The organism is Prevotella melaninogenica, from assembly GCF_018127925.1.
In the GTDB taxonomy this organism is placed as follows: Bacteria; Bacteroidota; Bacteroidia; order Bacteroidales; family Bacteroidaceae; genus Prevotella; species Prevotella melaninogenica_C.
Genome location: NZ_CP072347.1, coordinates 407588 through 431787, shown reverse-complemented (window position 1 = coordinate 431787; position 24200 = coordinate 407588). Strand labels below are relative to the sequence as shown.

12 protein-coding genes are annotated in these 24200 nt (G+C 44.1%); all 12 read right to left on the bottom strand.

Annotation, left to right across the window (positions count from 1 at the left end; all coding sequences use genetic code 11):
* Positions 1-143 precede the first annotated feature (143 nt).
* Complete coding sequence (locus tag J4861_RS01610; RefSeq protein WP_211816451.1) at positions 144-1664, bottom strand: glycoside hydrolase family 10-like protein; 1521 nt, start codon at positions 1662-1664, stop codon at positions 144-146.
* 283 nt (positions 1665-1947) lie between these two features.
* Complete coding sequence (locus tag J4861_RS01605) at positions 1948-2370, bottom strand: hypothetical protein (RefSeq protein WP_211816450.1); 423 nt, start codon at positions 2368-2370, stop codon at positions 1948-1950.
* Between the two features lie 16 nt (positions 2371-2386).
* Positions 2387-2782, bottom strand: a complete 396-nt coding sequence (locus tag J4861_RS01600) for a hypothetical protein (RefSeq protein ID WP_211816449.1) — start codon at positions 2780-2782, stop codon at positions 2387-2389.
* 67 nt (positions 2783-2849) lie between these two features.
* Positions 2850-3398, bottom strand: coding sequence for an RNA polymerase sigma factor (locus J4861_RS01595; RefSeq protein ID WP_211816448.1), 549 nt, complete (start codon positions 3396-3398; stop codon positions 2850-2852).
* 45 nt (positions 3399-3443) lie between these two features.
* The gene (locus tag J4861_RS01590; RefSeq protein WP_211816447.1) at positions 3444-3755 is read right to left on the bottom strand and encodes a T9SS type A sorting domain-containing protein; all 312 of its coding nucleotides are present in this window, start codon (positions 3753-3755) and stop codon (positions 3444-3446) included.
* A gap of 656 nt (positions 3756-4411) precedes the next feature.
* Complete coding sequence (locus tag J4861_RS01585; RefSeq protein WP_211816446.1) at positions 4412-4927, bottom strand: HutD family protein; 516 nt, start codon at positions 4925-4927, stop codon at positions 4412-4414.
* A gap of 412 nt (positions 4928-5339) precedes the next feature.
* Complete coding sequence (locus tag J4861_RS01580) at positions 5340-9119, bottom strand: endo-beta-N-acetylglucosaminidase (protein WP_211816445.1); 3780 nt, start codon at positions 9117-9119, stop codon at positions 5340-5342.
* Between the two features lie 219 nt (positions 9120-9338).
* On the bottom strand, positions 9339-13091 hold the full coding sequence (locus tag J4861_RS01575) for an endo-beta-N-acetylglucosaminidase (protein ID WP_211816444.1): 3753 nt from the start codon (positions 13089-13091) through the stop codon (positions 9339-9341).
* A gap of 392 nt (positions 13092-13483) precedes the next feature.
* Entirely contained in the window at positions 13484-16519 is a 3036-nt protein-coding gene (locus J4861_RS01570; RefSeq protein WP_211816443.1) for an endo-beta-N-acetylglucosaminidase, read from the bottom strand.
* A gap of 112 nt (positions 16520-16631) precedes the next feature.
* Complete coding sequence (locus J4861_RS01565) at positions 16632-18464, bottom strand: SusD/RagB family nutrient-binding outer membrane lipoprotein (protein WP_211816442.1); 1833 nt, start codon at positions 18462-18464, stop codon at positions 16632-16634.
* A gap of 159 nt (positions 18465-18623) precedes the next feature.
* The gene (locus tag J4861_RS01560; protein ID WP_211816441.1) at positions 18624-22001 is read right to left on the bottom strand and encodes a SusC/RagA family TonB-linked outer membrane protein; all 3378 of its coding nucleotides are present in this window, start codon (positions 21999-22001) and stop codon (positions 18624-18626) included.
* An 834-nt stretch (positions 22002-22835) separates the two neighbouring features.
* Complete coding sequence (locus J4861_RS01555; protein WP_211816440.1) at positions 22836-23942, bottom strand: Fic family protein; 1107 nt, start codon at positions 23940-23942, stop codon at positions 22836-22838.
* Positions 23943-24200: the final 258 nt, after the last annotated feature.

The following is a 24200-nucleotide window of genomic DNA, read 5'->3' as shown; positions in this document are numbered from 1 at the left end:
AATAAGACTAATTGGGCTAATAATTATTAGGCTAACAAGCCCTATTGGGCTAATAACAATTGGGCTAATTAGCCCAACAAAGCTAATAACAATCAGGCTAACAAGCCCTATCAGCCCAATAACCTCAATAAAAAAAGTGAAGCCTAAAGCTTCACCTTTTTCTTTTTACCATGACTTTCGTTACTCATACGGTCAAGTGCAGTAACGACATAAACATATTTTGTACTGCCGTCTTTATAATTAAGACGTAGCTTATTGCCGTAAGGCATCCCCACAATCTTTGACGGATCATCGAGATTGATTGGCTCACCAGCATAGAAACGATAAACGATATAACGATAAGGAGCATCCTTCCAGCCCTCTCCTCGTGGAGCCTTCCATGTGAGATAATAGTAGCCATCACTCTCCTGTCTTGCCTTCACCTTCTTTGGCTTCGATGGAGCCTCATCGTCAATGAATGGCATCAAAGGCTGCAAAGCTGGATAACGCCAGTAGTTTGTGCGAAGGAGTGTACCATAGTTGCCTGGGTTATCAACCACCGACTTAGCATACCACAACACCGTTCCATTTACGTTCTGACACTGCTGATGCAGACGACGTTTCGCTGGAAGCTGATTTGAGTTAGGGTTCTGTGGGTCAGCATACTTCACCGTACGAAGTACATCCTCACCAATATACAACGGACGATTACCTGCATAGCGGTTCCACCAACCTATGAGTTCCTTATAATCTGCTGCACGATTGCCAATTTCCCAGTAAATCTGTGGCACACAATAGTCTATCCAACCATTGTTCACCCACTTAAGAACGTCGGCATAGAGGTCGTCATAGTTCTGCAAACCATTTGTACGACTACCATTCTTTGGGTCGTTCTTCTGATTTCTATAGATACCAAAAGGAGACACACCAAACTTCACCCAAGGCTTACGACGATGGATAGACTCACCCAACTGCTTGATGAAAAGGTCTACATTATTACGTCTCCAATCGTTGATATTGGTGAAACCACGTCTGTCATGTTGGAAGTAAGCTTGGTCTGGAATGGTCTGTCCTGCAGCAGGATAAGGATAGAAATAGTCATCAATATGCAATCCATCAATATCATATCGGCTCACAATATCATCCACTACTGCACAGATATAATTGCGATTCTCTGGTAGAGCAGGATTGAGGATGTAAAGTCCATCGTATGAGAAAACACGATTTGGGTTGGTTACTGCTACATGATTCGTTGCCAACTGTGTGGTATTCTTTGTCTTTGCACGATAAGGATTAATCCACGCATGAAGTTCCATACCACGGTCGTGACACTCCGTAATCATCCATTGCAATGGGTCCCAATAAGGTGAAGGAGGTGTACCCTGACGCCCTGTAAGGAACTTACTCCATGGCTCATACTTACTTGGATAGAGCGCATCACACTCTGCACGCACCTGAAAGATGATAGCATTCACACCATCTCGCTGCAGTTCGTCCAACTGATAACGCAACGTACGCTGCATCTCCTCTGTACCAATACCTTGGAACTGTCCGTTCACACACTGAATCCATGCACCGCGGAACTCTCGCTTCTTAGCTGGAACCTGTCCATACACGGCATTTGCCATCCCAATGAAAAGCACTGCGGCAATCAATAATCTCAAAAGAGAATGAAGTTGTCTCATTATTATAATTTAGTTATATCAAAATAGGAACAAGCGGCACAACCAGCACAACCAACACAACTGGCCCCTCCCCCTTACCCCTCCCCATAGGGAGGGGAGTGAAATGCGTGATACCCCTTGTAGTTCGGAAGGTTTTATGAGTGATACATCTATCCATTCGGAAGGTTTTATGCGTAATTCCGCCCCTCTCTCAGTAAGAGAAAACCTTTCTGTGAGTCCCCAAGCAAACCGTTTCCAGCACTCCCCCTCTCCTTTCGGAGAGGGGGTTGGGGGGTGAGGCTTTTTATCTCCTCCCTGCCATTTTCCTAAACGTCTGGCGGTGAAAGCGGCGTTCAGCCTCTAACACGCGCAGCAGTTTTGTGGCAGGAATCACCTTTAGCATTTCCTTATGATAACGCTGTTCTATCTGTTTTAATTGTATTTCATAGGCGTCAGCCTGTTCAATCATCTTACTTGCCTCACGTTCTGACGACGGCTTTGCACTAAATATAGCACGTAACTTATCGAAATAGACACGCTGCTTACCTCTCATCTCATCATAGACAGGGAACAGTCGTGCTGCCTCTTGCCCACTCAGTCCTGCCTCTTTAGTAATGAAGTTATGCGACTCTGCCTTGATTCTGTTAAAATCAAACTTCCCCTGTGCGTGCAGCAAAGACACACTAAAGAAAACGCAAAGCAATAGGATTATTCTTTTATATTTCATACTTCCTTCTCCTCTATTATTCTTCACTCGCCAGATAAGCATACATATCCGACTCGTCTATCATGAAGTAATCGGCTGCCTGATCGAAATCATCTTCTGATGAAGCCGATGTCTCGTGCGCTCCCTGCGCCAAATGATCCTCTGCCAAAGCATGTTTCCCTTGCCCACCATCAAACTCATGATAAGCAAGGAAGCCTACCAACACGACCCCGATAGTCATCGCTGCTGCTGCCAATGGGCGGAGATAATGCACCTTCGCACGACGTGGCTTTACCGTCACCACCGTCTCTTTCTGCTCTTCAGTTGGTATCTGAGCCATCACACGGGAAGACAATTCAGAGAAGTAATTCTCTGGAACTGTGAAAGGCCGTTGCGTGCCGTATTCCTTTTGTAAGTGATTCGTTGATTCCATAAAGTTTTTTCTTTGATATAACTTAGACTGCAGAAAGGCTGAATGGTTTAATTATCAAGGTAAAATATTATTCATACCGCTTCACGTAGTCAGTAATCTTCTGTACAGCAATATGATAAGAGGCTTTCAGCGAACCCTCGCTTGTACCTAATATCTCACTCATCTCGGAGTATTTCATCTCGTCATAATAACGAAGTGTGAACACCGTACGCTGCACATCGGGCAAGGTTGCAATGGCTTCCTGCAACACTGCCTGACTCTTATCGCCATCGAAGTAGTCGTCTGCCATCAAGCGATTGGCTACTGAGAGGTCGGCATCAGCACTGGAGAGCGTAGCCGTCTTTTGATGACGAAGGAAATCGAGCGACTCGTTGATAGCTATGCGATAGAGCCAAGTGGACAATTTAGCTTTCCCTTGAAAGGTCGGAAGACTCTTCCATGCTTTGAGAAACGTGTTTTGCAATACGTCGTCAGCATCCTCATGTGTAAGGACTATACTACGAATCTTCCAATACAGCGATTGGCTGTACTGGTCAACAATCACGGGGAAAACCTTCTGTCTTCCTTCGGGACTCGCCAACAGGCGAATCACTTCAGCTTCATCGAGGGGAGTCACTACTCTTCAAGAAAAGGTTTTGATTGTCAAGTGCTTAACGCCTTCTTAACGAATTGACACCTTGCGGACTACGTTACCCACCTTGACGATGTAGCATCCCTTCGGGAGGTTGAGCGTATAGTGCTTATCGTCACCGTCAACCTTCACACTCATCACACGTACACCCGTCACATTATAGATTGCCAACTGTTCGTTCTCAGCACCAACCACATGCAACACGTTACCAACAACCGAGATTAAAATAGTCTGAACGTCTAAGTCAATCAAATCAATCGCTGCACGTGCCTGCACCGGTGCGGCGAAGCCTACAGAGAGCAGTAATGTGAAAAGAAAAGGAGTAAATATATTTTTTATCATAGACTATGCTTTTATGTTAGCTACAAAGATAACAAATTTAGGAATACATCTACTTATTTTATTGCATTAGTCTATTAAGATTTAATATAAATTAATACTATAATTCAGAATTCATAATTCACAATTCATAATTATGATTACTACTATAATTCAAAATTCACAATTCAGAATTCATAATTATGATTACTACTGCCTGCTATATTCATTGATGCAAGCAACTTGTTTACTCGTAAACCAGTCAACTCGTAAACTACCAATAAGCATTAACGTAATTAGAGAAATTCGTAGTCAGTAAAGGTACATATCATAAAGTTCAAACCTCAAAGTTCAAAGGTTAAACCTCAAAGTTCAAAGGCTAAAAAATCGTAGTCGGCTTCTGAATTTATTTTACATTTAGATGTAAGAAAAGACAGGATTTTTAGTTAAGAATCAGCTATTTCTGCACCCTCATAAGTCTTTTATTATCAAATAGTTGCAGAAGCGGTTTTCAAAAGGTGCTTAATTGGACTTCAAAAGGGCGTTAGTAAGGGGCTTAAAGGGCACCTTTTGCAAGCCAAAAGAGCGTTAATTCAATCGCTATTGGGCGTCTTTAATTTTTGAAGCGTGAGCTTATATTTACAAAACGGATGATCAGAAACGAGCGTTCTGACCATCCGTTATTCCATGAATCGAGCAATGACAACTTTTCCTTTTAGGCAGAAAGGCTCGTCAAGGAGTGCCGTATCGTGTTTAGAAAGAGCCTCACCCTCAACGATACAATCTTCAAGGGCAAAAACAATCGTTCGACGGCTGTCCGTGAACGCTGCATCTTCCATTATCCCCACCTCAACACTAATGCCGTGTCGCACGATGATATTAAAATCTACAGCTCCCTGCGTATTCTCCGAACTTACTTTCTCGTCACCCTCAAACTCATACAAAGCATTGTGTGACAAAGTAACATGACGACCATCTTTTATCAGCGTTATCTCTCCTTCCAAGGGCAGGATATAACGTGTGAAGCCCGAAAAATCAGAGAAATCGCTCTGTACATCATCGATAATAGCCGACGAGATACGCACATCAAATTGCCGTGCTGACAAGTCGCCATCAGCAGGTGAGATAAAAATCTGACGTGTGACACCACCCTTCCATGTGGTAGTCTTGTAGGTTGATTGAGTGAGTGTGATCATAATAATAAAAATAAAAGCCCCTCCCCCTTGCCCCTCCCCCAAAGGGAGGGGAGTAGTATGCGTGATACCCCTTATTACTTAGGAAATATCTTTCTGCTATTCATAAGGTATACGTGATATCCCTTATTACTTAGGAAATTTCTTTCTACTATTCATAAGGTATGCATGATATCCCTTATTACTTAGGAAATGTCTTTTTGCTATTCATAAGGTATGCGTGATACCCCTTATTACTTAGGAAATATCTTTCTGCTATTCATAAGCAAGTTGTTCCCAGTACTTCCCATCTGTCAGTAAAGATTAGTTCACTAAAGAATCGCATCCCCTATTATTGGGGTATCTCGCATTTCACTCCCCTCCCTATGGGGGAGGGGCAAGGGGGAGGGGCTGGTCGGTCAGTCGTGGTTGCTTTCTACTTCTTCACAACCTTCACAGTCTTGTAAACCTTACCATTCTTAAGCACCTGAACGAGGTACATACCCTTTGCGCCAGTGATAGCTACATTAACGACCTGACCCTGTGCAGCCTCAAAGCTATTGCTCTGGAGGAGTGTGCCAGTAGTACCGAGCACGTTAACTGTGTAACGACCATTCTCAGCAAAGCGCAGATTTACGCTCTCAACGAATGGGTTAGGATAAACAGAGAAGCCAAGTTGAGCATCGACTGCATCGATAGCGTTAGCCTCAGAGGTAATCTCAACGATTTCCTCAACGGTCTTCTCAGCTTCACCCCAGCCGTTCTTCAGCTTCAAAGTTACATTCTTCTTACCAGGAGCAGCATAGGTAACGACAGCAGTCTTATCTGTAGATGAAGAGATAACACCATCGCCCAAAGTCCAAGTAGGAACTGTCTTAATCTCGTATGTACCGACAACACCAGGGAAGCCTAATACATCGTTGTTAGGCTTCTGGTCAACGTAAGAAGCACTTGATGTATTCTCGCCACCACTACCAGCGACAACGACAACAGAACCATCAAAAGCACTACCTGCACTACCGAGATTCTTAAACTTCATACCATTAGCCTCCTCGAATGTGAAGTAAGCCTTCAAGTCAGTAGGAACCTGACCTTCCTTATAGCCCTTCATCGCCTGCAACACCTCATCGTCAGAGAGTGGCTTGCTCCATACCTGAACCTCATCAATGATACCATTGAAGCCGCTCTTGTAAACACCACCACCACCGATGAAGATGTCGGCTACCTTATTAGCATCGATACGTGGATCGCTCTGTGCAACATCCTCACGACGCTTAGACTCTGTGAAGCTGTGGTCAGCCACCTTACGACCGTTGAAGTAGATCTTCTGCATATTGCCTTCATCCTGTGTTACAACGATATGGTTCCATACACCTGGAGTAACATTGTAACCAGTAGACATCACTTCCTCATAAGGATTGTCGTGAGCTGTCCAACCCATAGTATTGAACGAAATCTCATTCGCTTCATGCTTCGTTCTATGACCCTGCCACTCTGGACGGATAGTCACCCAAAGGTCACCCCAGTTGTTATGTGGCCACTTGTCATGGATAGAGTTCTTATTGATAAGGTTTGTACCCTGACTATCATGGCTGAACTTGTCTGCCTTGAACCAGAGAGCATATGAATAAGACTTACCCTGCTGAACATCACCAGGGATGCGGAACATCTTAGGGTCGGTAATCTCAAGACCACGTGACGCCTTACCCTCACCGAGACGACCCTCGTAAGTGTAGGTTACGTTCTTACCAGTCACTTCTGTTGTCTTGTCAGCAGTGATATCGGTAATCTGAGGAACAGCACCTGTAGCCTCTGGCGTCACCTTTACCTTACCACGGATAATGCTTTCCTTGCCGTTGCTATCCATAACAACGAGGTCGTATGTACCCTCTGTTGGAACAGTAAACTTAGCACTTGTACCGCTTTCGCCCTGAGCAACAACAGCACCAGTAACTGCATTCTTCAACTTCCATGACTGAGCAGCAGGAACCATGTCATCAAGATACTTGAGTGTGAACTCTTCGTTTGGCTTGATAACAGGACGGTCAGCAACGACATCGCTCAATGGCTGGTCGTAAGCAACCTTCTTATACTCTGACCAAACAATGTCAGAACCCTTCTTACCATCAGGAGATACGGCACGTACACCGAAACGGCAGTCGCGCTTGTCGGCACCTGATACCATTGGAGCATCAACAACGTATGCAGCCCAAGAGGTTGTAGCGGTAAGCAACTGCACTGGCTGGTCTTTCTGTTGGAAGTAAATTTCATAATACCATGTACCTACCTCATCGTTATAAGTCTTCTCCCAACCTGATTCTTCCTTAGAAGCATACTGCATCTTGAAGTCACAAGCGTTGTAACGACCACGGAGAATCTCAACCTTCTTGATTGTTGGAGTGGCTGTAGCGAAGTCTTTTGCATTGTCGCGGAGCGCCATCTCACCAACACGCAACTCATAATTGGCAGGAGTATTCTCAACAACAAGACCCATCATCGCTACCTTATCACCAGCAGCCAAACCTAAGTCTGAAGCCTTTACGGTGAAAGTCTTCCACTCGCCTACTGCCTCAACAGCTGGCAATGCCACCTCTTTATACTCGGTGACGTGGTCCTTCAGGGCTACAAAGAACTTAGCATGTGTGTCCTTGTCGGCGATCGTCTTATAGGTAACAGAGAACTCATAGTCTGGCTTTACCTCAAGCATTGTCTTAAAGAGTTTCACACGTGAGAATGCTGTCTGACCAGAGATAGACAAACATGAGCCACCCCAGTAAGCATCATCGAAGGTAAGTTCTGCCTTTGCAAGGCTATTGATATTACCTGTGTTTACCTGATCAGAACCATCAGTAATCCACCAACGCCATGTTGGCATGTAATCCTGCGTATTGAGGTTGTACCACTTGTGATTGAAGGTAACCTTACCATCCTTACGGAAGCTCAAACCATTACCAAGGTTAAAGCGTGAAACAAATGGAACCTGCTGGATAGTAGACTTCGCTGTAAGGAAGGTTGCAAGTCCGTGGAAGCTCTTTAAGCTTGCATTCGCCAAATTACAATCTGTATTGATGGCTGGTAACAGACCTGGATTGTTATAACCACCACTAAACATAAGCTCCTGCTTCTTCAGATAAGTCTTCTGAATAGCAATGTCAGATGTACCATTGTCGGTAGCACTCTGGTGGATAAGACTCTGCTTGTGAGCACCCCAGAAACCGATAGAGATATCATTGTCTAACAATGCGCTCCAACTTGCCTGGCGCAAACCACGACCTTGAATGTCAAAGCCTGCATAATAATCGAAGCTACTACGACCCAAACGATTGGCTGTAGCTACAGATGAACGAAGTAATCCACCGTCCCAGTTATAATTGGCAAAGAGCATATCAGTGGCAATATTGTCTTTATCACCAAAGATCTTCTCATTATGAGAACCTAATCCACGGTCGAAGCGAATATAACCACTATCAGCTGTGCCATCATACCAATGTACTTCAAACTTCCAATTGATTTTCTCAGCTTCCTTATGACACGCCACAAAGAACTCACTCAATTGTTTCATTGATGCTGCATTAGTATAGAACTCTGAGTTGAAACCGATACCATTCACACCATAATACTTCATCAAGCGAACGAAAGGAGCGGCATAAATAAACTTATCTCCCTCCTTTTTCGACAGCTTGAAAAGAACCTTACTATAGGTATCTTGTCTCCATTGGTTAAGATATACACTTGCACCATAACCAATAGACATCACACAACCCACGCTGACACCGTTCTTATGAGCAACGTCAGTCAGACCTGCGGTAGAACGAATCCAAGGTGAAGTCCAGTTTCCGTGGATATCAATGTATGACCACAAACTAAAGTTATCGCCCTCAAAGCAATAACGAGGGAGCGCCTTCCACTGAGCGGTAGGGTCGTCAAGCGGTGTCCACAGACACATCTTACGATTGCGCTTCACGCCTTGGCGCACCTGATAATCACCATCCTTAATACGCTCGAGTGGGCGAACACGTGAGATAAAGAACTGGTCGTCAATATCGCTGACGCCCTGTGGCTGCTTCATCTCGCCTTTCAACCATGCTTCAAGGTAGTTAGGCAGGTTCTCAAACTTAGCATCTTGGATGTCCAATGGATGTGTTGGCGTACGCTGTGCACTCATGCTGAGACAGCTCGCCAATGCCAAAGATGCAAATAAAGTAATCTTTTTCATGAATAATGAATGTTTAGTTTATAAATGAATTTAGGTTTATACAGCCATACACATACAGCCATATAAGGTTTGTTTATTTCTGTTTAGCAATAATGCTATTTAGTTATAATTCTTTTATGTACCCAAAGTTTAAAGTTTAGATGCTTTTATAAGCAATAAGATTAGGTTAAAACATAAGTGCCAGAGGAGTAGAGCTCCTTCCAGCACTTACAGAATTATTTACTTACAGATAAATTTCACTGTACGGAGTGTCTTACCGTCCTTCTTAACATTCACGACGTAAACGCCCTGAGCACCAAGATGGAGACGTACAGACTCTGCACCATTGACAGAAACAGCCTTACTTGCAACCATCTGACCATTGGTAGAGAATACCTGAACGAGGTAGTTGCCCGGTGTTTCAACATCAAACAATACGTCACGGTCGATTGCGTAAACCTTCATATCAGCAGCCTCAGTGCCATTGATACCTGTTGGATCAGCCTTCACCTTAATTACCTTGAAGGTACGAGTGTCAGAACCGTGAGCATTGGTCAAGGTCAATGTAACCTCATAGTCACCAGCCTTAGCATACTTCAACTTCGCTGTACCAGCCTGATCGTTACCTGACTGTGAAGTGATAGTAGCCTTCTTAGCAGTCCACTCTGCAGTAGTTGTCACTTGGAAATTACCAGAAACGAATGCACTACCAGCATCATAAGTTGGAGCATCTGGAACAAGCGTTGTAACACCCTCACCAGTACCTGCCTTCAACTCACCGTGCGCAATCTTAGCAGTACCAACCTTACTTGCGAAGTAGTGGTCTGCAGCAGCATCTGACTCGAAGTCCCAGTAAGCCTTCATACCAGCATCTGTAGTAGCTATAGACATCATTGTTTTTGTAGCCTCAGCCTCAGAGATAGCCTTGTCGAAGAACTTAACATCATCAACAGTACCATTAATAGCAGCTGCTCCAGCACGACCAAAGCCAATACCGAGAATATTCTCATCCCACCATGCATTGTTTGCAAAACGAGCTGTATTAAGACCCTCGCCCTGCTGACCATTATATTCCCAGTTATGAGCCTTAGCAGCCTTACCATTGATATAAACCATAGGCTTGGTATCTGTACCGTTACCTTCCATAGCCAAAACGAAGTGTGTCCAAGCACCCGGAACGAAGTCAACCTTCCAACGCTGCTTGTACTCCTTAGCACCACCAGCATTCTTCTCACGGAGTGTCACCTCATAAACACCTGTGTTAGGATCGTATGTAGTCCACATAGAACCCCAGTTATTCTGTGGCCAGTCAGTACCGGGATGACGCATATCTACAATCTGAGTACCACCAGTGAAGCCATTGAACTTAACCCAGAATGCGAGTGACCAAGCCTGATTGTTCTTGCTTGTATTATTAAAGCCGAGCTCAGAAACCTTAACACCTACTGGTTTCTCAAGGAGTTTAACACCTCTTGAGCCTGAACCGTCAGCCTTCTTACCCTCATACTTCATTGTTACCTCCTTATTGGCAACAACCTCAATACTTGTCTCGCTCTCATCAGCTGTCAGCTTGTTGATGTGAGGAACAGCACCTACTGCATTAGAAGTAATCTGAACATAGTTAGAGTAAGTTACTTCCTTGTCTACACGACCAGAAGTTGAAGCTACCTTACCATTGAGAATGAGGTTATAGAAACCTACGTTAGCAATGCCAGTCACCTTAATCTCTGTAGCGTTGTCAGCCTGAGCAACGACGTTACCAGAACCATCAACAATCTTCCAGTTACCAGCCTCGTGACGTGGGTCAACATAAGAGATAGTGAACTCCTCGTTTGGCTTAATCACAGACTTGTCTGCCTTGATTTCGTCGTTGTAGTCATAGTTTGTGAAGATTTCGTGATTCTCGCCCCAAGCGATAGCACTTTCCTTCTTCATATCAAGAGATACTGCAGACACACCGAACTTAACCTTGCCCTGACCCTTGAGGTCAACAGGAACAGAATAGAACATACCTGCCCATGAAGTGGTTACACCCATGAGGATAGGCTCCTTGCCCTCCTGCTGTGCCCAGAGCTTGAAGAGAGAAGTCTTCACGTCTGTATTGTAGCAAGGCTCGCCCTTTGCCTTAGTGTTAGGCATGTTGAAGATAATCTTACCGTCAACACCATTCTTTGCAGAATGCAACAGAGCTGTCTTCACAATCTGTGGCTGAGCTGGAGTATCGAAAGTACCACGAACGATAGAGAACTCACCGAGGTAGAGATTCAAGTCGGCAGCATTCTCCATCTTGAGTGCAACGAGTGCAAGTGTCTTACCGTTCAAGTCGCCACCAACAGTGATAGTCTTCTCAACCCACTTATCCTCATCAGCCTCATCAGCAGTTGTCAATACTGGATAAGCCTTCTCTGCGTTTACATTATCTTCTGTAGCGAATACCAAAGAAGCATCAGCCTTACCACCCTTAACCTTATAACGGAAGGTGATAACGTCGCCTGTCTTCAAAGCATACTTTGTCTTGAAGAGGTGGAGATACTCCTTAGGAGTAGAACCATGTACACGAACAGTAGAACCACCCATGTAAGCATCGTCCCATACGAACTCTGCATCAAGACCAGTTGCAGGAACATCAGCCGCGGTACGACCGAGCAACTTGCTTGCAAACCACCAACGCCATGTTGGCAAGTAATCCTGTACACCTACGTTAGCCCATGGGCGATCGTTCTGACGAACACCACCATAGTTGAAGAACTTACCGTTACCGAGGTTGAAGTAAGTAATCAATGGCTCCTGTGTCAAGTCCCAAGACATAGAACTACGTGCGGTCATCATAGCTGACATACCGTGGAAATCTGTGTTATCAGCATTGTACTGCATGCTGTGTGAAATCTCAGGAGTAGTAACAGGGTTACGTGAACCGCTTGAGAACCAACGCTCAGTACGCAACATATAAGTACGCTGCTGTGTCTCTGGGTCACTACCCTTCTCACCACGACTCTCAAAGAACATGTTCTGTGAGTGAGCACCCCAAAGACCGATTGAGATTGGGTACTTCTTCAAAAGCGGCCAACGTACAGTACTATATGTTTTTGGTTCGCCTCCCTGCATATTGAAACCTGCGTAGAGGTCCAATGGGTTACGGTGAAGTTCCTCAGCCTTAGCTACTGAATTCTCCAATAACCAAGAACGGTTCCAGTTATAGTTGAAGAAAAGGTCTGCAGCCTCGCTACCACTTTCACCGAAGATAGTCTTGTTATGATCGCCCAGACCTTGGTCGAAAGTAACACGACCTTGATCATTAGTACCATCATACCAAATATTTTCAAAAATAGGATTATAAGGTCTGATTGCTTTGTTGAGTTTTACGTGGAAATCTCTAACTGCTTTTGTAACACGACCTGCAGTATAATACTCAGAAAACTCAGAGTTATAACCGAAACCGTCATAACCGTAGTACTTCATATAGTCAGCTACAGTCTGAATATCAGAACCTGCGAGTGTAGTCAGTGATCTACTCCACTCACCTTTAAGCTGACCATCAGGAATACCAGCAACAGAAGATACAGCTACACCATTCTTATGTGCAACGTCCAACAAAGCTGCAGGAATACGACCTAAGCCGCAGTTCCAGTCACCCCAGTGAGTTACGTAAGGCCACATTGAGAATACCTCAGAGTCGAAGACACCATCAGGGAGAGCGTTCTTACTTGGCACGTTCCATGGCAGCCAAGCAAGGAGCTTCTTGTCGTTTGTCTCTGTAAGGTCCGTACGAACCTGTGTTCCTTCGTAACGGAAACGCTGCTTTGGTTTTACACGAGAGATGAAGAAGTTATCATCATCATTGATTTTAGGGTTAGACTTTGACCAACTGCGAAGTTTGTTTGGAAACTGCTGAGATTCAAAGCCCCACTGAATATAGTTGCTCTTAAGTTCCTGCGCCATCAAAGTAGATGGAATCAGGCAGCAACCAAAAAGAAGTAAATGAATTCTTCTCATAATTGATTTGGGTTTTGTTATTGAATAATTGTAAATCTAATTACGACTTATATCTGCTTTCTCCCTTTAAGGAGTATAGCTTATGTCCAAGGACAAGATTCTAAAGCAGTGCTGTCTGCTCTTATTTCCCACATGAGTTATTCACTATTGACTTACAACGTAATCCTAATGAATTCCTCTTACCGTCTTCATCTGATGTGCTAACGCCCCGCACGTGTTGTGCTAATGGTAAACACCACTCGTGTTGATGGCTTATAACTTTTCAAAATGTAGCTTGGCTATGAGTAATTAGTTGTTAAAAGACAGCTAAAAACTTTACCTATAAAAGCGGAACAAGGTTACCCGACTCGATGAAATCAAGCCAGATAACCTTATTCCTAAGAGATTACTTATTACTTAATAGTAACTTTCTGTGTACGGATAACATTATTGTTCTGCATCTTAACGAGGTAAACACCTGCTGGCAACTCATTTGTGTTGAAAGACTTTGGATTAACCAAGCTCTTCACAGTCTGACCGTCAACAGAGAATACCCATGCACGCTCAACATTCTTGAAGACAACCTGACCACCAGCAACTACAACTGAAGAAGCCGCGCCAGCATTAGCTGTCTCAATGTTGGTTGAACCACCTTCAAGCATCTCTGGCTGGTCTGCTGTACCCTTATCGTGGGTGTCGACCTTACCAGGACGAGGCGTATTTGTACCTGTGATTTCCACATCGAAATCGATAGCAAAGCCCTTATTGAACTTACCCGTTGGGGTCAAACCACCCTGGAACCATGCGTCACAGAATACGAGGCGGATACGACTCTTACCCGGTTTAGCATCCTGAGGAACGGTGAACTCGTATTCATTAAGCCGTTCTACCTGTTCAGGAACACCAGCACGAACCTTGCCGAAGAACAATACACACTCACCAGACTCTGGCTTGTCAGAGAGGTTATCAGGGTTGAACTGATGGTCACCATCAAAGTCCATCCATGCTTTACCCATACAGTAACGGAGGTCATCATGTGATCCATCTGTATATTCAGTTGCTTTGTACCCCTTAATCTTCACCTTGACTTTTGCACCTTGAGCCACAACCAATTTCTGATCAGTTGCATCAACATAGTTGGTTTCATTATGAGCAGGACCAGAAGCAGTATAATTGATGTTCTCTGTACCGCCCTCTGTTTGGAACTTCTCAACGTAACGAATCTTCTTCGCAACATCTGCGCCAGCAGCAGAATTATCCAATTCAACAGTGCCGTAAGAATCATCTTTTGCCTTAGGGAGGTCTGCTTGATTAGCACGAGGTACTTCTTTCCATACTATCTTAGAGTATGTCTTGAGGTCAGTACCTACTGCACGAACACCGATAAATGGCTTATCATCAACACTTGTAAACTGAATGTTAGGAACGAATGTAGCCCACTGTGAAGTACGACCGATCTCTGAAACAGTTCCGTTCTGTCCATTCTTATAGAGAATCTCGAAGTGATCAATGTTTGCATCATCGTTATATACGATTGGAGCCGAGCCTGATTCCTTATCGATACCCCATACAGCCTTTACAGAAAGAGAGGTCTTGGTCTCTTCTTTCACTTGGATGGTCAGATCCTTAACATTTGCTGGTGTGGCTGTCACGTCATCATTGATTTCGAGCTTGCCAACAAGAACTTTATAGTTAGCATCTGGATTATTTACACGCAAACCGATACGATCAATCTTCTGATTAGTAGTGATATCATTCAGTTCTATACGCTTTTCTGTCCAATTGCTGTTATCTGTATTGCCTACTGGATAAACCTTCCATGCTCCATTTACACGTACAATTAAAGAAAGTTTAGAGTCTGTTGTTCCCTCTTTACCAGTCTTAATAGCAACCTTAGCTACGACCTTACCCTTAGAAGGGGTGAGGTTAGTCTTATAGAGAACAACGTCCGTTGCACCTGCATTGCTTACACCTTTCAAGCTCAAGCAAGCACCACCTGTATAGGCATCTTCGTTAGTCAATGATGGTTGAATAGCTGTGCTTGCAGTCTCTGTACCTGCATTAACAACCAACCAACGATAGGTTGGAACAATGTCCTGACTACTCATGTTATACCATGAGCCAGCTGTTTTCTTACCTTTATAATTATAAAGTTCGCCATTACCCATGTTGAAGTGGGTTGCAAAAGGTAGCTTTCCAGAAATGGCAGTACGCTCTGGAATCCATGATGCAAGACCCGCAAATGTTTTCAATGGAGGTGTGCTACCTTGTGCCTCAACGTTATTACCAGTGTTACTAATCTCTGGGCGTGACAAAGGATTACGATTACCACCAGAGAAAGCACGCTCTAAATACTCCTGATAATTAGACATACGTGACAAAGCATCACCACCAGTATTATAGCTCCAGAAGCGACTTTCGGCATGTTCACCCCATAAGCAGATACCACAACGCTTTGCATCTTGGTTGTCAAGGCTATTCCAACGCCTGTCCATACTTACTATCCACACACCTGCATAAAGTCCATCAGCAGAACCCATTGTGCGTTCTGCCTCTCTTACAGACTCACCTATATTCCAACTGAAGTCGCTACTAGCATAATTCAACATCACTTCACTAATGCGGTTCTCAGGGTTTTGTCCCCACATATAGCTAGAATTATAAGATGTCAGACTTTGGTTGGTAGTATAGTACATGATCTTGAAATCATTGAAACCTTCTTCCTTTGCTATCCTATAGAGTTCCTTGTGGAAAGCAATATTATTGGTTTCTCTATACTTGTTAGTGCTCTCCCAGTTATAGTTGATACCATCGAAACCGAGGAAACGCATACAGTTGATGATAGGATGCGTATAACGGAAACTACCATCTGCATTGCGTGTCATGATGAAGTCAGCCCAACTGTTTGCAGCTCCACCTGTTGTGTGGTCGAAGAACTTAATACCTGCGAAGATGCTTGTACCATTGCGGTGCGCAGCATCAGCCCATGAACCTGGAGCCTGGAAAAGCCCATAGTTCCATGCACCAAATAGGTTGGTATAGTTCCACATAGAGAAGTTATCATTCGCAAAAGTCTTTGAAGGATAACCGCCGAGGTTCTTTCCTGCACCGCCGGGGATATTCATAAAGAGGTTACGCTTCTCGTATGTGTCTTTGATAAGACGGTCAGCACGTGACTCAATAGCACGTTTCTTCACGTGAGAACGAATGAATTCCACCTCGTCTTTAATGCCCCATTCCTTCAGATCAGCATCTGTTGGATACTTTTTCCCTTGGTCTGCGAGCTTTGCAAAATGCTCTAACAAGACTTGATCGCTAAGCTTAGAAAGGTCATAAACCTGCGTAGAAGCTGTAGGAGACATACCTGCTGTCTGAGCTGCAGCACCCATAGGTGCCATAGCCAACATGGCTGCTACCACCCACGCACTAAGAGTAATTTTCTTTTTCATTTTGATTATTATTGTTTATTTAGTAATATTATATCTTAAATCCCAGCAGTAGAATGACTGTACTCCCACTGCTGGGATTAAAATGTATTCTTATTCGAAAGTACTACATCGCTTAGAAGTTTGATGTAGTTTTATCCCAGAAGAGGCGAGTTGCCATCTTATCTGGACCGCCCAACGCTGGAATACCAGTATTGTCAACATCCTGCTTTGTTGCAATGTCGCTTGTACCCGGGAATGGAAGACGATGCATGATATCGCCAGGGAAGAGGCTACCATCAGCCTCGTCGATGTTCAGAACAGGCAACATACGGGGGAAGCCAGTACGACGAAGGTCTACCCATGCCTCGAAACCATTAGGATATGTGGCAAGATACTTCTGTGTAATAATCTTCTCAAGTTTGGTTTCTTGAGAGTCACCATCATTCCACTTCACACCAACATGAATTGGTGAAGCTGCATCAGGGGTATCACCCGTAGGATCCTTATAGACGTAAGCAACAGGATTCTCTTGCTCCATGTACTTATGAATCCATGCGTCATACCAGTTGACACCATGCTGACCTGCAGGTCCTTCACCGTCATTCGACTTCATTTCTGGGTCTTCGCAGTTACCATGAAGAATACCTTCCTCATAGAAGTGCTGTGCTGTTCCGCCCATGTTCCAACCACGAAGTGCACCTTCAGCACGTAGGAAGCAAACCTCTGCATACTTCATAAGATAAAGCGGAGCAGTAGTGAAGTATTGTTCATTCAACTTACTGAATGCGATGTACTGGTTCTCATCGTAACCTTGTCCTTCGCCTGGATGCGTACCTGTACGTATACCACAAATACGAGTATCTGCTGGTGTCGTTTCACCCGTCTTGTTGTTCTTAATTACGTTATCGTTCTTCTTAAAGAGGTATTTCAACCATGGGTGATCGAAGGTCTTTAAGGTTATCTCCATCGTTGCACTCATACGGGCATCACCCCAATTCTCTACTCCTGGCAATGGATGACTGAATCCCATCACACCTGGACGGATAGAAACACTTTGAGACTCATTCTCAATGACACCATCAGTAACAGCCTCTTCCGCTAACTTCTGTGCACGATTAGGATCGCTCTTTACCATGTGCATAGCGATACGCAACTTCAAAGAGTTAGCATAACGTGCCCATGATTTCAAGGTACCGTCAGCAGCACCACCATCGGTCATTACCACAAAGCGATCTACAAAGGCACTCTTAATCTTCTGCTTATAGTCAGCTGGCTTCTGATCGAAGTAATGGAAACAAGCAATTGCTGTATCGAGATTAGCAATAACATCGTTGTATACATCTTCTACCTTATTATAGGTATAAGGACCTACCTGCAGATTAGTCTTCAACTCGCGATAAGGCATAGGACCATAAACATCTGCAACCTCAACAGCCTGCTGATTGAAGAGTGTCAAGTAAGCAGCCTTCAGCTCTGGAATAGCATTGATTTTCTCGTTATTCAAGATAGGTACAAGACTCGTCTTCATCTCTGTGAATGAGCCCCATGCACCGCCATAACACTTCTGGTCAATAGCATAAGAAGATGCAAGACGAATCTTAGAATACTGGAAGAATGTGTGAGGGATAACTGTGTACTCTGCATAGTTATCAACACCTAATGAGTATTGATACTGATAAGCATGCGCTCCTGGGTTCTCACCATTCTTACCACCACGCATAGAAAACTGACCACCAACACCAGCATCGAGCAAGTCTTGCATAGCATTCAACGCCTCTTCAGCAGTAGCGGCATTTGTAGCCTGACGGAAAGGAATCTTATCAACGTCACCACGGCTTGTTACCTTCTCAACATTCTTGGTTGTTGAGTTGAACTCATCACCGGGATTATCATAGTCAAGACATGACTGTAGACCGAAGGTCGGCAATGCCATTGCCATGAGTACGATTATATGTTTACTTTTCATTGTAATTTATCTTTTGAATGTTATTGTTTTATTTAAACTTGTTAGGAGCTAAAGGAGTGCATGTCCTTACGCAGAAACTGCTTCATTACGTGGGGAGCAAGACACCAAATAGTACATTTGTCTCTCACTCCCTTTCACTCCTTTTTTACTCCTCTACAATTAGAAGTTAGCCTTCAGTGAGAAACCGAATGAGCGTGAAGATGGCATATTGAAGCTCTCAAACGCTCCGAGACCATTCTGTGTAGACAGAGATACGTCTGGGTCTGTTGGTGCATCCTTGTAGATGAAGAACAGGTTACGAGCGATGAATGAGAGGGTCAAGTTACGGTTCTGACCGAAGAGGTCACGGAAGGTATAACCCAATGAAAGTTCACGCAGACGGAAGTTTGTTCCGTTGTAGAGATAGCTTGATGGGTTGCTTGATGCACCAAGTGCCTGATAATAAGACTGGATAGGAACAATTCTTCCGCTACCATCGTTAAGAACCATACCCGGAACATTACCATAGTCAGAAGCAACAATGTTATTCTTCTCAGCATTTAGACGAGCCTCAGCTGTACGCTTAGAAGCACCAATATAGTCAAGATAAGCCTCTGTCAGAGAGAGTACCTTACCACCGATACGACCATTGATGAGGAATGAAAGCTGGAACTCCTTATAGTTAAAGGTATTGGTCCAACCCATCTGCCACTTAGAGTTCATGTTGCCAAGGAAGCGATCGTTAGAACCAGTCTTGTCAAACATTGGCTCACCCTTAGCGGTCAGCTTGATATGTCCTTTCTCGTCACGGAGGAAATCGCCAGCATAGATGTCACCAATAGAGCCACCCTTCTTATAGATGACCTTAGCCTCACCGACCGTCTGCTGATACTTACGTGATGTACCATCCTTGTCATAACCAGTCTCAAGAATCTTGTTATCATTAAATGAGAGGTTATAAGATGTACGCCAACGGAAGTTTCTACCGAACTTGAAGTCATAACCGATAGTTGCCTCGAAACCAGTATTGCGGACCTTAGCCGAATTCAGCAACTCTGTGTTACCACCGAGAGAACCCAACTCCATGTAGAGGTTCTTCACAATTGTATTATAGAAGGTGAAGTCAAAGCTCAAACGGTTGTTCAAGAACAATGACTCAATACCTGTCTCGAATGAACCAGTCTCCTCTGGTACTGGTGAGAAGTCGAGTAGCTTATTACCTGACAACGCACCAGTCTGAAGGTTACGACTCATTGCGCCGTATGCCTTGTTAGGAATAGAGTTACCTACTGAAGAGTAAGAAACACGATACTTCAAGAAGTTAAACCAATCTGGCAACTTAACCAACTGACTAACGATAGCATTCGCACCAACACCGAAGTAGCCATAGTTATCGGTATCAATCTTACCCAACTGCTTGAAGTAACGGAATGGACGATACCAGTCACGACGATAAGAAGCATCGAGGTAAACCGTTTCTTTCCAACCTAACTGTGCTGTGAAGAGATAAGAGCGGTCCCAGTTTGAACTCTTTGAAGTGCTTGTTACACCATAGCCACCAGCACTGGTTTCAAAGTAGTTGACCATTGTTGGGAGCTTACGCATAAGACGGTCGTAGTAAGTTGCGACAGCATCTGTACCCTTTGATTCACCCTTAACAGTATGACCTACGTAACCTGCTGTTGCAGAAACTGAATAGTCACCAAAGGTCTTGTTATATGACAAGAGGTAATCGGTATAGAACTCAGTTGTCTTCTCGTCAGAATCCCAAAGACGACCATAGTCTTCCATAGATGCTGGAAGGAAAGTGGTTGCATAACGAGTTGCATGGTTCTTGAAACGTATCTGGCTGTAGTTGACACGTGCCTGGAAGGTCAAACCATCATAAATGTCAACATTAGCTTGCAAAGTACCGAAGAGGCGGCTCTCCTTCTGCTGACTGTTACCCATGTTCAACAACCAGTATGGGTTGTTGTTAGGATGCGAGAGGAATGCCCATTCCTGCTGTGGACCTGTTAAGGTTGTACGCTGTCCTGCAGCCCAAGTGAAGTTCTTACCATTCAACTTATAATATGAAGCTGGGTTTGACAACCACTTACCCTCTGCATTCATATAGTGGTTGCGATAGTAATCCATATCAATGTTCTGAGGTGCAGTATAGAGATGGTAGAGAGGGTTACCAACAGTACCACCACCGGGACGGTTCCTTGTCTTAGACTCTGTATAGTTCATTGAAGCATCAATGTGGAGACGCTTGAAGAAGTTATATGTCTGACGGAAGCTGATAGAATTACGGTTGTATGAGTTGTTACGCATCATACCTGTTGCATGGCTATTTGCAACTGACACATAGGTGCGAGCAATCTCAGTACCACCAGAAAGTGAGATAGAGTTATTAGTTGTCACACCTGTACGGAAGAAGTTGTCTACATCATCAACAGCACGGTTGCGGAGATAGACATTATGACGACGTGCCATGATTGGCATACCATTAGCATCAGTACCAATCTGCTCTTCTGGATAACCTACCCAACGCTCATCCAATGGAGTACGTACAACGAGGTCGTTATCAGAACGGTCAGAGAGCTTACCGCCCCAGTTGTTCAATGCTAATGCACCTGTTGTCTGGTCATAGGCAGCACCGTAAGTCTTCTGAATCTTTGGTGTCAACAATGGTGAATCGAAAGTGATATTTGAAGTTACGTTGATATCTACCTTTCCTTCACGACCACGTTTGGTAGTAATCATCACAACACCATTGGCTGCACGTGAACCATAAAGCGCAGCAGCGTTAGCACCCTTGAGGACGTTGATTGACTCAATATCGTCTGGATTAATCAATGACAATGGGTCAGAACCCTCAGAAGTTCCAGTTGAACCGAAGCCCTCAGCGCCCATACCCTGCTGACCACGAATACCGTTACTCATTGGTACACCGTCAACAACGATGAGAGGAGAACTGTTACCGAGGATAGAGCGGTTACCACGAAGAACAATCTTTGAAGCACCACCGGCACCACCGGCACTTGGCGTAATAGTAATACCTGCAACCTTACCCTCGAGTGAGTTAGCAGCATTAGGGTCCTGCACCTTCATGAGGTCTTCTGCCTTCACCTGCTGGGTAGCATAGGTAAGAGACTTCTCCTTACGCATAATACCCATAGCGGTAACAACGACCTCGTTCATGGTGTTAGCTTCCTCCTTCAAAGTCACGTCGATAGTGCCCTTACCACCAACAGGGATGGTCTGTGCAGCATAACCGATGTAAGAGAAGACGAGCTTCGCGTTAGCTGTGGTATTGAGGGTATAGTTACCATCAATATCCGTTACTGTGCCATTGGTGGTACCCTCAACGAGGATAGTAGCACCAATAAGCGGTTCACCAGTTGAGTCAACGACACGACCGGTCACTTTGTGAGTGCCATTCTGCTGTACGGCTTGCACAGCAGTATTGGCATTTACACCTGCGTAGACACCTGTTGGTGCCATGGCTAATGATAAAGCAAAGGCAGCCGAGAAGTACAGATGCTTCTGCTTTGATTCTTTAAAGATTCTCATCAGGTTTAGGTTTTAAACTTTTAATTTATTTATTTTCCTAATTTTATTTCAAGTGATTTTAGGCAATGTCAATATTCCATCTTGTTACACCTTATTATTAGTAAGGCATAGGTTATTTGGGACTTCTTGTTCGCTTTACTTAGGTTTTTAGGCTATAACTGTCTTGCAGTGGTCGAAGACTTCACATTCCCCTTCCCACAACTCGTTAACAAACAGCCATTTACACCTTTCCTCGTATTCCTTCTCTAAGATTGGTCTAATGACACCTATAATCCAAACAACTCAAATGCTAATAATACTTATGTTAACTTTAATATTTAACAAATATAAACAGTTGGTAGACGAGTGGACAAGTGAACGAGTAGACAAGTTGCTTGCAAAGGGAGACAAAGTAACAAGGTAAGTTGACGAGTGAACAAGTAGACAAGTAAACAAGTTGCTTGTGAAAAAGACAGAGTAACATAGTAAGTGGACAAGTGAACGAGTAGACAAGTAAACGAGTTGCTTGTGAAGAAAGACAGGGTAACAAGGTAAGTAAACAAGTGAACGAGTAGACAAGTAGACGAGTAAACAAGTTGCTTGTGAAAAAGACAGGGTAACAAGGTAAGTAGACAGGTAAACGAGTTAGACGAATAGACAAGTTGATTGCAAAGAGAGACAGGGTAACATGTGAACAAAGTATAAGATCCTTTAACTCCATTTTACCCGTCCACCCATTCACATCATATTCATAGGGGTATCTCGCATTCTACTCCCCTCCCCTTGGGGGAGGGGCAAGGGGGAGGGGCTGCTTATTGCTGTCGTTGTTGTTCTTCTTCTTTTTCCTTTTCTGTCTTATATCAGCATTTCATAGGCGGTGCTACGTCCTCCCTCACTACTTTTCTTCAATATATTCTTTTTGACAAGGTCGTTGAGGTCACGAGTTGCGGTATCTTGCGAACAGTGATTTATCTTGTACCACTTAGAGGAAGTCAGCTTCCCTTCAAAACCATCGAGGAGCATGTTGAGTACCTTTCTTTGTCGGTCGTTTAGTTGAAGGTCCTTATATTCATCCCAAAAGCGCACCTTTCTGATGATGCCTTCCGTCTTTTCAAGTGCAGTATCTAAAGCCTTACGGAGTGTTTCAAGGAACCATACAATCCATTCTGTGATGTCTAATCCGCCGTGTTGTGCCTTCTCTAATTGTGTATAGTAGTCTTTTCGATGATTGAGAATCTCAGACGAAAGGCTGTAATATCTTTGTGAGGTATTGTCAGCCCTTGATAGTAACATCTCAGTTACCGTACGGCAGAGTCGTCCGTTACCATCGTCGAAAGGGTGAATCGTGACAAACCAGAGGTGGGCTACTGCCGCCTTTATTAATGGGTCAATACCAAGTGTTGCGTCGTCAATCCATGCCAATAGCTGTCTCATCAGCCGTGGCACATCACTACTTGGTGGCGCTTCATAATGCACTTTCTGTCGCCCCATAGCTCCCGACACTACCTGCATCGCCTCTTTACCTTTTCGCCAATCGCCCACAGTAATCTTATATATTCCACTATATCCTGTTGGGAATAGGGCAGAATGCCAGCCAAAGAGTCTCTCTTTGGTAAGTGATTCTTGGAAATGCTGGGTAGCATCGAGCATCACTTGTACAACACCCTCGATATAATGGTCAGTTTTGGGCAAACCATCATGTGCGAGACCTAACTGCCGAGCGACAGACGAACGTACACTATCTCTATTAAGGCTTTCTCCTTCTATCTCAGATGAATGAATAATCTCTTCCGTTAGCGAGTCCAGCATAGACTCTCCCTGCTCTTTAAATCCGAACATAGAAAGTCTACCGAGTAAGCTTCCTCGCCGAAGACTTACCTCGGAGATAAGTGAACTAAGGGCGTTGTCTTGCCATGTCATCTTACGCAAATCAGTATTCTGCCATATATATTGATGCTTCATAGACCTCTGTTTTAGTGCAACAAACTTACAACTTTTTTGCTATAATGCCAAGTCTTTGCGGAGAAAAAGCAATTATTCTCCGTAAACTTGCGGAGAATATGCTTCCTATTCTCGGCGTGTGGGGCAAGGTGATGAGTAAACGAGTGAACGAGTGGACAAGTGAACGAGTTGCTTGTGAAAAAGACAGAGTAACATAGTAAGTAGACGAGTAGACAAGTTGCTTGCGAAAAAGACAGAGTAACAAGGTAAGTGGACGAG

Coding starts and splice junctions, on each gene's coding strand:
- J4861_RS01610 (WP_211816451.1), bottom strand. CDS start 1,664: ATGAGACAACTTCATTCTCTTTTGAGATTATTGATTGCCGCAGTGCTT.
- J4861_RS01605 (WP_211816450.1), bottom strand. CDS start 2,370: ATGAAATATAAAAGAATAATCCTATTGCTTTGCGTTTTCTTTAGTGTG.
- J4861_RS01600 (WP_211816449.1), bottom strand. CDS start 2,782: ATGGAATCAACGAATCACTTACAAAAGGAATACGGCACGCAACGGCCT.
- J4861_RS01590 (WP_211816447.1), bottom strand. CDS start 3,755: ATGATAAAAAATATATTTACTCCTTTTCTTTTCACATTACTGCTCTCT.
- J4861_RS01585 (WP_211816446.1), bottom strand. CDS start 4,927: ATGATCACACTCACTCAATCAACCTACAAGACTACCACATGGAAGGGT.
- J4861_RS01580 (WP_211816445.1), bottom strand. CDS start 9,119: ATGAAAAAGATTACTTTATTTGCATCTTTGGCATTGGCGAGCTGTCTC.
- J4861_RS01575 (WP_211816444.1), bottom strand. CDS start 13,091: ATGAGAAGAATTCATTTACTTCTTTTTGGTTGCTGCCTGATTCCATCT.
- J4861_RS01570 (WP_211816443.1), bottom strand. CDS start 16,519: ATGAAAAAGAAAATTACTCTTAGTGCGTGGGTGGTAGCAGCCATGTTG.
- J4861_RS01565 (WP_211816442.1), bottom strand. CDS start 18,464: ATGAAAAGTAAACATATAATCGTACTCATGGCAATGGCATTGCCGACC.
- J4861_RS01560 (WP_211816441.1), bottom strand. CDS start 22,001: ATGAGAATCTTTAAAGAATCAAAGCAGAAGCATCTGTACTTCTCGGCT.
- J4861_RS01555 (WP_211816440.1), bottom strand. CDS start 23,942: ATGAAGCATCAATATATATGGCAGAATACTGATTTGCGTAAGATGACA.